The organism is uncultured Roseibium sp., from assembly GCF_947496995.1.
GTDB lineage: Bacteria > Pseudomonadota > Alphaproteobacteria > Rhizobiales > Stappiaceae > Roseibium.
Window position 1 is genome coordinate 687,863 of sequence record NZ_CANMFD010000003.1, and the last position, 13,097, is coordinate 700,959.

6 protein-coding genes are annotated in these 13,097 nt (G+C 62.1%); 3 read left to right on the forward strand and 3 right to left on the reverse strand.

Going from position 1 to position 13,097, the window contains the following annotated elements:
• Positions 1 to 36 precede the first annotated feature (36 nt).
• The 3 genes from Q1B40_RS15990 to Q1B40_RS16000 form a co-directional block, all read right to left on the reverse strand.
• Positions 37 to 849, reverse strand: coding sequence for a DUF2063 domain-containing protein (locus Q1B40_RS15990; RefSeq protein WP_299816499.1), 813 nt, complete (start codon positions 847 to 849; stop codon positions 37 to 39).
• A 2-nt stretch (positions 850 to 851) separates the two neighbouring features.
• A complete protein-coding gene (locus Q1B40_RS15995) occupies positions 852 to 1,748 on the reverse strand; it encodes a DUF692 domain-containing protein (protein ID WP_299816501.1) in 897 nt (298 codons plus the stop codon).
• Between the two features lie 69 nt (positions 1,749 to 1,817).
• Positions 1,818 to 2,117: a DUF2282 domain-containing protein gene (locus Q1B40_RS16000; protein ID WP_299816503.1), complete on the reverse strand. Its 300-nt coding sequence runs from the start codon at positions 2,115 to 2,117 to the stop codon at positions 1,818 to 1,820.
• Positions 2,118 to 2,724: 607 nt separating this feature from the next.
• Between Q1B40_RS16000 and gltB the strand changes: the two genes are divergently transcribed.
• The 3 genes from gltB to Q1B40_RS16015 all read left to right on the forward strand — a co-directional run.
• Positions 2,725 to 7,452, forward strand: a complete 4,728-nt coding sequence (gene gltB / locus Q1B40_RS16005; RefSeq protein WP_299816505.1) for a glutamate synthase large subunit — start codon at positions 2,725 to 2,727, stop codon at positions 7,450 to 7,452.
• 86 nt (positions 7,453 to 7,538) lie between these two features.
• Positions 7,539 to 8,969, forward strand: coding sequence for a glutamate synthase subunit beta (locus Q1B40_RS16010; RefSeq protein WP_299816507.1), 1,431 nt, complete (start codon positions 7,539 to 7,541; stop codon positions 8,967 to 8,969).
• 422 nt (positions 8,970 to 9,391) lie between these two features.
• The coding region (locus Q1B40_RS16015; RefSeq protein WP_299816509.1) for an autotransporter-associated beta strand repeat-containing protein at positions 9,392 to 13,097 on the forward strand (3,706 nt) is incomplete at its 3' end.

Genomic DNA, 13,097 nt, shown 5'->3' on the forward strand with positions numbered 1-13,097 from the left:
AAATCCCCCTTTTTGAAGCGCCCGGACCAGCCGGGCTCAATATCCCTCTATAGCGGTGAATGCACCGCTTGAAAGGCAGTCCGACAGGCAGTCGGCCAATGAAAATTCCGAAGTCTTTTCCAGGGCCGAGGCAGCGGCCTCCCCCAGTGTGGTGCCTTCGAACAAGGCACTTAAGAACACTTCCCCGCCCGGCCGCAACAAAAAGACACCGACATCCATGTCCGGCCGGGTGACCAGCACTGATTGCGGCGCGTCGAGATCAATGCTGTCCGCGGTGTCCGTTGCAAACCTGTTGGCGCGCACGAGATCCAGAACCGGCCATTTCGAGGTGACGACGGCAGCCGCGGGATGGCGAGCGAACCTGACCCCCGCGATCTTGTCCGGCGCAACCGCGCTCAACTCTGCAGGATTGAGCGGCGTAGCGTCTGCGGCGTGATAGGCCTGAAGCCAGGCCCATTCCACCCGGGCCACATCAGCCAGGTAAGGATAGGCCGCGAGCGGCGGGAAACGTTCCAGGAAATCGGCGAACGCGCCGCCATACCACATGAGCACCGGCGTCTCAGGCGGATGGCGGGTCACGAAGGCGCGCGCCAGGGCGTTGAAATAGTCTTCCCCCAACAGGGATAAGATAGCTGGAAAGCTCTGACCGAGGGCTTCACTGAGACTGACGATGACATTGTTGCGGTAGACGTTGAAACGCTTCGGAGCAGCCTTGCCATCCGGACCGACAAGCCCTGCCGGCGGTGCGGCTTCGGGATCGAGCAAGGCCTCGCTGAATTCCCGGGAACCGGGTGCGGCTCCGGCGTCGGTCGACTCGCTCCTGTCAGAAGACGGCTTTGGCGCGGCCATTGTCACACCGCGCGCCTCAGGCCGGGTTCCGCCACCCGCGCAAGAATCTGTTCCGCCGCCTTGACCTGCGCGAACAGGACAGGCCAGGCGGGAACCTCATTGTCCCATTCGATCAGGGTCGGCAGCGGGCCGTTGTTTTCGACGACGCGCTCGTAAAGGCTCCAGACGGCGGCATCGACCTCGCGGTCGTGCGCATCGATCAGCAGTGGCAGACCGGCGTCATCGGTATCGGGGGCATGTCCGCCCAGATGGATTTCACCGACTGCGTGGAGGGGAAAATCTTCAAGATAATCCTCCGCCGACTGCTGGTGATTGGTGCAGGAAACATGGACATTATTGACGTCGAGAAGCAGCCCGCAGCCGGTTCGGCGCGTGATCTGCTTCAGGAAATCCAGTTCGCTCATCGTGCTTTGTTCAAAGGCGATGTAGGTCGAGGGGTTTTCAAGAAGCATCTGCCGCCCGACGGTTTCCTGGACCGCGTCGACGTGATCGCACACCCGCTCGAGCGCCGCGTCGTCATAGGGAACCGGCAGAAGATCGTTGAAATAGGCCGTGTCATGGGTCGACCAGGCCAGATGTTCGGAAAAAAGGCCCGGCTCGTACCGCCGGTTCAGCTCCGCGAGGCGCTGCAGATGCGCCTTGTTCAGGGGCTGTTCGCCGCCGATGGAAAGACCGACGCCATGAAGCGACAACGGATAGTCATGCCGGATCGCTTCCAGCTGACGGTGAGGCGGCCCGCCCGCCCCCATATAGTTCTCCGCATGGACCTCGAAGAAGCCGACGTCAGCGCGCTCCGCCAGAATCTCGGCGATATGCTCCGGCTTGAGGCCCGCTCCGGCACGCGCCGGGATTGCGGCATCGACACGGGTCAGTCGGGATGGCGAGGCCTTGGAAGTCATGACGGGCTCCAGAGCGGAAAACAGATATCAGGCAGACGGGTGAAACGCCGTCTGCCCGAGAAGGCCGGATCAGGCTTTCGGCAGATCCCGCTTCAGTTCGGTCAGGGAACCGTGGCGATCGCCGGGGACATCCATGGTCACGCAGGTACCCTTGGGAACGAGCGTCCAGGCATTGCCCTGATAGTCGACCGTTGACGTTCCTGCGCAAGTGGTGCCGGCACCGGCCTTGCAGTCGTTCTGGCCCTTCAGAGAGACGCCGTAACACTTCTCCTTGGCCTGCGCGTGAGCCGGCACGGTGGACGAAAGACCGGCAACCGCGGTCGCAACGGCACCGGCGACAATCGCCGCGGACATCGCTTTATGCTTCATCTTGTACTCCTCTGGTCGTTCCTCGGATCCTGTATCGGCCGTGACGCCTGCAAAGCAGCCCGGCTACAGGGTTTAAATGAACGTCTTGACGATAAATAGGAAATCAAACGCATGTTACTCTCTTGCGAGCCACACTAAGAAATCTTTAAGAGACGCAACATTCTTACCCAAAAAGCTCCGGATTCGACAATTCAGGACGAATGGCACTTTTTGCGCGAAACAATTATAATACCTGCTACAAGAAACGCTCTTGCTCCTGACTGAGAAATCTGTCATGGTCGCGCCGCCTGTAATAGGACAGCGATGCTGTCCCATTTACTGCGGACCTACCGGCGATTGACGATGCCGGGCCAGGAGCAGCGGACAGGCTGACCATTCTGCAAATCCGGGGAGGATTTGCGAAGCGGCGAGACGGAAAGTTTCGACAGCGGAAACACCGCTGTGTCATTGCGACGGTTGGTTTTCACGGACCGGCGCAGTAAATACAACAACAGAGCCGGGGCAGGAAAGCCAGGGTTCGCCGAGCCGCATTCTTGAAGGAATGCGACCCGAACGGAACCGGACGCTTCATGCCACGGTGGCACTGGGGTTAACAGTGAGGGCGCACATGAGAAAAACGGAGCTGACGACCAGCACAGCCATCGAGGCAGGCGGAGTGGATTTGAAAACCACCGCCACACTTGCCGATCGACTGTACACGGCCGCCGACAAGGGGCTCTATGACAGTGCGCGCGAACACGATGCCTGCGGTGTTGGCTTCGTCGCCCATATGAAGGGCGTGAAATCTCACCGGATCATCGCGGACGGCCTGCAGGTTCTGGAAAACCTGACCCACCGCGGTGCGGTCGGCGCCGACCCGCTCATGGGCGACGGCGCGGGCATGCTGGTGCAGATCCCGCATGACTTCTTCAAAGAGGAAATGCAGAAAGCCGGTACCACCCTGCCGGCCTTCGGCGACTATGGCGTCGGCTTCATCTTCATGCCGCAGGACCCTTCCCTGCGTGCCCGCTGCGAAGACATCATCGAAAGCATCATCGAGGAAGAAGGCAAGGAGCTGATCGGCTGGCGCGACGTTCCCGTCGACAATTCCTCGCTCTCCAAGTCTCCCGACATCGCCGCGACCGAACCGAACTCCCGTCAGGTCTTCATCCGCAAGACCAACGGCGATGATCCGGATTCCTTCGAACGCCGGCTTTACGTGCTGCGCAAGGTGATTTCCAACCGGGTGCGCGCCGAGACCGATGCGGTCGGCAAAGGCTTTTATATCGTCTCGCTCTCCAGCCGCACCATCGTCTACAAGGGCATGTTCCTGGCCTATCAGCTCGGCGCCTATTACGCCGACCTGAAGGACGAGCGCTTCACCTCGGCGCTTGCCCTGGTGCACCAGCGCTTCTCCACCAACACATTCCCGTCCTGGGACCTGTCCCATCCTTACCGGATGGTCGCCCATAACGGCGAGATCAATACGCTGCGCGGCAACGTCAACTGGATGGCGGCCCGTCAGGCCTCCGTTTCCTCGGCGCTGCTGGGGGACGATATCTCCAAGCTGTGGCCGATCTCCTATGAAGGCCAGTCCGATACCGCGTGCTTCGACAACGCGCTGGAATTCCTCGTCATGGGCGGTTACTCGCTCGCTCACGCGGCCATGATGCTGATCCCGGAAGCCTGGGCCGGCAACCCGCTGATGGACGACAACCGCCGCGCCTTTTACGAATACCACGCCGCACTGATGGAGCCGTGGGACGGCCCGGCCGCCGTTGCCTTCACCGATGGCCGCCAGATCGGCGCGACGCTTGACCGTAACGGCCTGCGTCCGGCCCGATACATCGTCACCAACGACGACTATGTCATCATGTCTTCTGAAGTCGGCGTTCTGCCGGTCGAAGAAGAACGCATCCAGCAGAAATGGCGCCTGCAGCCGGGCAAGATGCTGCTGATCGACCTGGAAGAAGGCCGGATCGTCTCTGACGACGAGATCAAGCGCCAGCTGTCGACCGCCAATCCCTACAAGGACTGGCTGCACCGCTCGCAAATCGTTCTGGAAGATCTGCCGGGCGTGCGCCAGCGCGCGCCGGTCGCCGGCGAAAGCCTGCTCGATCGTCAGCAGGCCTTCGGCTACACTCAGGAAGACATCAAGCTTCTGATGACGCCCATGGCCACCGTCGGCCAGGAAGCCATCGGTTCCATGGGAACGGACACGCCGATCTCGGCCCTGTCCGACAAGTCAAAGCCGCTTTACACCTATTTCAAGCAGAACTTCGCCCAGGTCACCAACCCGCCGATCGATCCGATCCGCGAAGAGCTGGTGATGAGCCTGGTCTCCTTCATCGGCCCGCGCCCGAATCTCTTCGACCTGGAAGGCATGTCGACCTCCAAGCGTCTGGAAGTGCGTCAGCCGATCCTTACCAACGAGGACCTGGAGAAAATCCGCGCCATCGGCGACATCGCCGACAACCAGTTCTCCGCCAAGACGCTGGACATCACCTATAATGCCGAAAAGGGCGCCGGCGGCATGGCGGGCGCAGTTGAGGAACTGTGCGAGCGCGCCGAAAAGGCGGTCACGGACGGGTACAACATCATCATCCTGTCCGACCGGCTGATCAGCCGGTCGCGGATCGCGATCCCGGCCCTGCTCGCCACGGCCGCCGTGCATCATCACCTCATCCGCAAGGGTCTCAGGACCTCTGTCGGCCTGGTGGTGGAAACCGGCGAAGCCCGCGAAGTCCATCACTTCTGCGTTCTGGCCGGTTACGGCGCCGAGGCCATCAACCCCTATCTCGCCTTCGAAACGCTGCTCTCCATGCATATGGAGATGGACTTCCCGCAGGAAGTCGATCAGCACGAGGTCGTCTACCGCTACATCAAGTCCATCGACAAGGGCATCCTGAAGGTCATGTCCAAGATGGGCATCTCGACCTACCAGTCCTATTGCGGCGCGCAGATCTTCGACGCCATCGGCCTGTCGTCGCAATTCGTGAAGAAATATTTCTTCGGCACCGCCACCATGATCGAGGGGATCGGGCTCGAGGAAGTTGCCGAGGAGACAGTCCTGCGCCATGCCGAGGCTTTCGGCGATGTCGCCATCCTGCGCCGCTCGCTGGATGTCGGCGGCGAATACGCTTTCCGGACCCGCGGCGAAAGCCACATGTGGACGCCGGATTCGGTCGCCACGCTTCAGCATGCGGTGCGTTCGGCCCTGCCGGACATGTACCGGGCCTTCGCCAAACAGGTGAACGAGGAAAGCGGTCGCTACGCCATCCGCGGATTGTTCCGCATCAAGAGCGCGGAAGAGACCGGCCGCAAGCCCATCGACATCTCCGAAGTGGAACCGGCGGAAAGCATCGTAAAGCGCTTCGTCACCGGCGCCATGTCCTTCGGCTCCATTTCTCGCGAGGCCCATACCACGCTTGCGATGGCCATGAACCGGATCGGCGGCAAGTCGAACACCGGTGAAGGCGGTGAGGAGCCCGAGCGCTTCAATCCGCTGCCCGATGGTTCGATGAACCCGCAGCGTTCCGCCATCAAGCAGGTTGCTTCCGGCCGCTTCGGCGTGACCAGCGAATATCTGGTCAACGCCGACATGATCCAGATCAAGGTCGCCCAGGGTGCAAAGCCCGGCGAAGGCGGACAGTTGCCGGGCCACAAGGTGGATGCGGTCATCGCCAAGGTGCGCCACTCAACGCCGGGCGTCGGCCTGATTTCGCCGCCCCCGCACCATGACATCTATTCCATTGAGGATCTGGCGCAGCTCATCTACGACCTGAAGAACGTCAATCCGCAGGCGGACATCTCTGTCAAGCTGGTGTCCGAGGTCGGTGTCGGCACGGTTGCCGCGGGTGTCGCCAAGGCAAGAGCGGACCATATCACCGTCTCCGGCTACGACGGCGGCACGGGCGCTTCTCCGCTCACCTCCATCAAGCACGCCGGGTCGCCCTGGGAAATCGGCCTTGCCGAAACCCAGCAGACCCTGGTGCTGAACGGCCTGCGCTCGCGCATCGCCCTTCAGGTGGACGGCGGATTGCGCACCGGACGCGACGTCATTGTCGGCGCACTCCTCGGCGCGGACGAATTCGGCTTCTCGACGGCACCGCTGATCGCCGCCGGGTGCCTGATGATGCGCAAATGCCATCTCAACACCTGCCCGGTCGGCATCGCCACCCAGGATCCTGTTCTGCGCAAGCGGTTCAAGGGCACGCCGGAACATGTCATCAACTACTTCTTCTTCGTCGCCGAGGAAGTGCGTGAGCTGATGGCCGGGCTCGGTGTCTCCAAACTGGAAGATCTTGTCGGCCGCTCCGATTTCCTCGACAAGAACGCGGCGCTCGAACACTGGAAAGCCAGGGGGCTCGACTTTTCCCGGATCTTCTTCCAGCCGGAAGCCGCACCGGAAGAAATCCGCTGGACAATGCGCCAGCAGCATCCGATCGACGATATTCTCGATCGCCGCCTGATCGCGGCGGCCATGCCGGCTCTGGAAAATCTGGAGCCGACCGTGATCGAGGAAACCATCTGTTCGGTCGACCGGTCGGTGGGCGCCATGCTCTCCGGCGAGATCGCCAAGCGCTACGGCAACAAGGGGCTCAAGCGGCCGGACACCCTGAAGATCAACCTGAAGGGAACCGCGGGCCAGGCCTTCGGTGCCTTCGTCGCACGCGGCGTCACCATCGATCTGGCCGGCGATGCCAACGACTATGTCGGCAAGGGTCTGTCGGGCGGCAAGCTCATCGTGCGTCCGCCTGAAAACACCCGCATCGTCGCGGAAAATTCGATCATCGTCGGCAACACCGTCCTGTATGGCGCCACCGAAGGGGAGTGTTACTTCCGCGGCGTGGCGGGCGAACGCTTCGCTGTCCGCAACTCCGGCGCCATTGCCGTTGTGGAAGGCGTGGGCGACCACGGCTGCGAATACATGACCGGCGGTGTCGTCGTGGTTATCGGCCAGACCGGACGCAACTTCGCGGCCGGCATGTCCGGCGGCATTGCCTATGTCCTCGACGAGGACGGCACCTTCGGGTCCCGCTGCAACCTGGCCATGGTCGAGCTGGAACCGGTGACCGAGGAAGACGACCTCCTTGAAAAGCTGCACCACCATGGCGGCGACATCGAGCACAAGGGCCGGGTCGACCTGTCCTGCGACATGTCCCGCCACGACGACGAACGCCTGCGCCAGATGCTCGCCAAGCATCTGGAACTGACCGGCTCCGCGAAGGCGGAGGCCATCCTGAACGACTGGTCGACCTACCGGCCCAAGTTCGTGAAGGTGATGCCGGTCGAATACCGCCGCGCGCTTCGTGAAATGGAAGACCAGCGGCTCGGCATGGTCGCGGCCGAATAACGGGTCAATCGAACGACAGGGCTCTCGGCCGCATTCCGCGGCCGATTGCAGCCACTTGAGGACGCACACAGATTGAGGAGGTCACCTTGGGGAAGGTAACCGGTTTTTTGGAAATCGACAGGCAGGAGCAGAAGTATCAGCCTGCGTCTGACCGTATCCGCCATTTCCGCGAATTCACCATTCCGCTGAATGAGCAGGAAGTCGTCAACCAGGCGGCGCGCTGCATGGATTGCGGTATCCCGTTCTGTCACGGTCCCGACGGATGTCCGGTCAACAACCAGATCCCGGACTGGAACGACCTCGTCTATCAGGGTGACTGGGACATCGCCCTGCGCAACCTGCATTCGACCAACAACTTTCCCGAATTCACCGGCCGCATCTGCCCGGCGCCGTGCGAGGAAGCCTGCACGCTCAATCTGGAAGATGTGCCGGTCAACATCAAAAGCGTCGAGCAGGCCATCGCCGACAAGGGCTGGGAAGAAGGCTGGATCGTTCCAGAACCCTCCGCCACCAAGACCGGCATGGCAGTTGCCATCGTCGGATCCGGTCCGGCCGGCATGGCCGCGGCCCAGCAGCTGGCCCGCGCCGGACATACCGTGCACGTCTACGAGCGCGAGCCGAAAGCCGGTGGCCTGCTGCGCTACGGCATTCCAGATTTCAAGATGGAAAAGCATTATATCGACCGCCGTGTCAGCCAGTTGGAAGCCGAAGGCGTCAGCTTCCATTACGGCGTCAATGTCGGCGTGACCGTCAGCCTGGAAGAACTCGCCGAGCGTCATGACGCGGTCATCCTGTGCGCCGGCGCCGAGCGCCCGCGCGACCCGGGTGTCGGCGGCATGGAGCTGGAAGGCTGCCATTGGGCCATGCCCTATCTGGTTCAGCAGAACCGCCGTGTCGGCGGCGAACCGGAAGGCGACGAGGCACCGATCTGGGCGGGTGGAAAGCATGTCGTCGTCATCGGCGGCGGCGACACGGCCTCCGACTGTGTCGGCACGGCCTTCCGTCAGGGCGCTCTGTCCGTCACCCAGCTCGACATCCGGGCCATCCCGCCGCTCAAGGAAGACAAGCTCGCCGTCTGGCCCTACTGGCCGACCAAATTCCGGACCTCGTCCTCGCAGGCGGAAGGTGCGGAACGCGAATTCTCCGCGGCCACCCTCGCCCTTGTCGGCGAAGACGGCAAGGTGACCGGCGTCAAATGCGCCCGCGTCGATGAAAAACGCCGCCCGATCGAAGGCACCGAATTCATCCTGCGCGCCGACCTAGTTCTGGCCGCCATCGGCTTTTCCGGCCCGCGGCTCGAAACCTACATCGCTCAGGCAGGTGAAAAGCTCGAACTCGACGGGCGCACCAACGTGAAGGCTGACACGGAAACCTACAGGACCAGCCTCGACAAGGTCTTCGCCGCCGGCGACGTGCGCAAGGGCCAGTCCCTGGTCGTCTGGGCCATCCGAGAAGGCCGCCAGGCGGCCCGTTCCGTCGATGAATTCCTGACCGGCTCCACCGACCTGCCCCGCTAACGGCCACACGCGCCCTTTCGCGGTTCCGATACGCTTCCCAACGCCCCGGCTTCCCGCCGGGGCGTTCGCCTCGGGAAGGGGAAGGATCAGGATGGCTTGCGAACATATGCTCGGCATCTTGCCGTCAGGAACGCTCGCGACCCGCTTCATTTCACCATTAATAGATTTCAGTATTTTTCTGACTTTTTTTCCTGTTTTGCCGAAATCGGATAGCTGACGTCTCCGTCGATTTCTACCATGCGCTCAAAGCTTTGATGCCTTGAGTCGGTGACTTCGCCGTGCTCGATCTCGGCATCAACGCCGATTCAATTCAGCACTTACAGGCCACGATGTATCCGTTACCGGTTGTACGCCCGCAGAAATTCTTCCTCCGCCGTCACACGTCACTTCCTTCCTATGCAATCCCGTGTCGCTCCGCGCTGATGCTTGCCACAGCACTGACGGGCAGCCTTGTTCTTGTCTCTCCCCTGACGACGCCTGCGCGGGCGCAGAGCCTGACATGGGACACCACCACCGGAGATTCTTCGGTCGTCGGCGGGTCGGGTACATGGGACGGATCGGCCCAGACCTGGACGGACAACGCCGGCGCCACGAACCAGGCCTGGACACCGGGTGCGCAAGCCATCTTCGGCGGCACAGCGGGAACCGTCACCGTAAGCGGAGCGCAGACCGTTGGCGGCCTGAGCTTCAATTCGAGCGGTTATACACTGACCGGTGACGCCCTCACCCTTACCGCAGGGGGCAACGAAATCAATGTCGCCACGGGGACCGCGACCATCAGTTTGCGCCCGTCCGATGGAGCAGGATACGTCGGCATGCGCAAAACCGGCGGCGGCACGCTGGTCCTGGCGAATTACACCGAAATATACGGGATGATCACCGTCGAAGAGGGAACACTGCGCACCACACAAGTCAATGCACTCAATGGGACTGGCGATGGGGTCACTGTCAACAGTGGTGCAACCTTCGAGGTCGCGGCTACCCAGTTCATCGATGATTTTGTCGGGAGCGGTAATACAGTAATTGCGTCCGGACAGACGCTTTCGGTCGGAAGCAATACGACTTCCAGCACCGGTCTCTATTCCGGCGTCATTTCCGGAGCCGGCAACTTCGCGATTTTTGCGGCAAAGACGTTATCGGGTGACAATACCTTCACAGGTCAGTTGATCGTCGAAATGGGGATGACAACGCTGACCGGCTCGCTGACGACAGACGATATCGTCATCGAGGATGATTCGTCCTTTGGAGACGGCAATCTGAATGTGGCCGGGAACGGAGACGCGATCAGCGATACCGCGGTGATCAATAACAGCGGCATTCTCACCCTGACCGGCAATGACGAAACCATCGGCGCGGTTTTCGGGGCGGGCGATATCAACCTGAATGACAACACGCTCACGACTGGCGATGCCGCCGACCGTGAGATCTCGGGCGTGATCCAGGGCTCCGGCGGGCTGACCAAACAGGGGGCGGGCACGCTCACGCTCAGCGGCACAAATACCGCCACCGGCACGTTGACCAACAATGCCGGTACGGTGGTCGCCGGCTCCTGGGCAGGTGATGTCGCCAACAATGCCACTTTCGACCTCACCGGCACCTCGACGATCGGCGGCACCTTCACCAATAACGCCGCCGGTTCGGTCACCAACTCCGGTGGTGGTGCGGTGCAATTGACCGGACTGACCACTTTCATCGGCGACGGATCGATCGGCAGCGGAGCCGGGTCGATCACGGTCAACACCCAGAATCTGACCTACCGGAACGGGCATTCCGAAATCGGAACCGTGACGTTCAACGTTTCCGATACGATCACGGAAGAGCGGACCGCCGGACCGAGCTGGTCCGGCACAGGCCACTCCACGAACTTCGCCACCGCCGCGGCGGGCGTCTTCACCACGGGCGGGGATTTCACCACCACCGGTACACTCACCCACGCCAGCAGCGCCACGTTGACCGTCAGCGCCGGCGATTCGCTGAGAGCCTCCGCGGTGACCAATGCGAGCGGCTCGACCATCAACGTTCAGACCGGGGCCAGCCTGGTGGGGACGGGCAACACCGCCAACAATTCCGGCACGGTCAATGTCGCCGGCGGCGGTTCTCTGGTCGAACTGACGGGTGATTACAACAATCTCGCCGGAGGCATCGTCAACTTCAATGATGCGAGCACCAAGACGTTCGATGTCCAGGCCGGCGTCATCACCAATGCGGGCACCCTGAATTTCAATACCGGTTCCACGACAGTCAATTCCGTCGGAGGCGCAATCCAGAACAGTGCAACGGGCGATATCAACATCGCGAACGGAGCAACGCTGAACGCTGCGGGCGACACGATCACCAACGCTGGCACGATCGACATGCTGGGGGGCTCTTCTGCCCTGACAGTTGGTACGCTGACCAACGACAACAGCGGGGTGGTCAACGCACGGGGGACGCTGACCGGGGCCGTGACCAACCAGGGCAGCGCAGATTTCAACATAACCGGCGCCCTGACCGGGGTGACCTCCTTCACCAACACCGGTACGGCGACCTTCGACATCGCTGGCGGCACGGCCAGTACGATCGGCAGCCTGACCAACACCACGACCGGCGGCTCGGGGACAACAGTCGCCAGTTTGGGAACGCTCAATGTCACCGGCGCCATCGAAAACGGCCTTGCGAGCGGTGCCGCGGCTTCCGTCATCAGCAATGACTGGACCATAAAAGGCGACACCATCCTCAACCACGCCGGCGCGACACTCAATTCCAACACAGCCACAAGCTTCCTCGAGGCCACGGGCGGCGACCTGACCAACAACGGCACCATGAACGTGCGCGGACAGGTGAATGCGGCCACCACCACCAACAGCGGCTCATCCGCGGTCTTCAACGTCACGGGTGCGACGGCGCGGTCCGGCACCGCTGCCTTCGTCAACGAGAACGGCGCGATACTCAACATTTCCGGCGGTGCTTTCGACCGCACAAGCCTGAACAACACGTCCGGCGGCTCCGGCTCGACGCTGACGACGGCAGGCGTCCGGATCGTGGCCGGCGGCGCATTGACGGCTGCAACAGTTTCCAACTCCGGCTCCGGCACGCTCAACAACGCCGGAACCATCACCGGCAATGTCACCAACAGCGCAACGCTCCATTCAACCGGAGTGATTACCGGCGACGTGGCAAACACCGGCGCGATGCAACTCGAAGGGACACTGACCGGGTCCTTGACGAACAGCGGAACAGGGACGGTCACCCTCACCGGCAACCTGACCGGGGTCACCACGCTGACGCAGAACGGTACGGGGTCTCTGACCGTTTCCGGTGGTGCGACGCTGACAAACTCAAACGGCATCGTCGGCAGTCTGGGCGGCAGCGACGGGACCGTCACGGTAACCGGCACCGGCTCCACCTGGACGAACTCGGCAGCTCTCACCGTGGGCGATGCCGGTGCAGGGGCTCTCACCCTGTCCGCAGGGGGCACAGTGAACGCCTCGGGCACGGTAACCGTTGCCAGCCAGGCCGGTTCGACCGGCACGCTGAACATCGGCGCGGCTTCCGGCGACGCAGCCGCGGCGGCTGGCACCTTTGCCCCGGGAGCGATTGCTTTTGGGGCGGGTGACGGAGAGATTGTCTTCAACCACACGGACACGAATTACACATTCGATGCGGACATCAGCGGCGGAGGATCGGTCAATGTCCTGTCCGGAACGACAAAACTGACGGGCACCAACAGCTACACCGGCGGAACGACAGTCTCGGCCGGTACACTGCAGGTCGGCGACGGCGGCACAAGCGGCAGCCTTTCCGGCGATGTCACCAACAACGGCGCCCTGATCTTCAATCGCTCCGATGCACTGAACTATGACGGCGAAATCTCCGGCACCGGCAGTCTCACCAAATCCGGTGCCGAGACTCTGACCCTTACCGGCACAAACACCCATACCGGCGGCACGACGATATCGGCCGGCACGCTGCAGGTCGGTGACGGCGGCACGAGCGGCAGTCTTTCCGGTGATGTCACCAACAACGGTGCCCTGATCTTCAATCGCTCCGATGCACTGAGCTATGACGGCGGAATCTCCGGCACCGGCAGTCTCACCAAATCCGGTGCCGAGACTCTGACCCTTACCGGCACAAACACCCATACCGGCG

Excerpts from the sequence above, each read along its gene's own strand:
- Q1B40_RS15990 (WP_299816499.1), bottom strand. The coding sequence starts at position 849 with ATGGCCGCGCCAAAGCCGTCTTCTGACAGGAGCGAGTCGACCGACGCC.
- Q1B40_RS15995 (WP_299816501.1), bottom strand. The coding sequence starts at position 1,748 with ATGACTTCCAAGGCCTCGCCATCCCGACTGACCCGTGTCGATGCCGCA.
- Q1B40_RS16000 (WP_299816503.1), bottom strand. The coding sequence starts at position 2,117 with ATGAAGCATAAAGCGATGTCCGCGGCGATTGTCGCCGGTGCCGTTGCG.
- gltB (WP_299816505.1), top strand. The coding sequence starts at position 2,725 with ATGAGAAAAACGGAGCTGACGACCAGCACAGCCATCGAGGCAGGCGGA.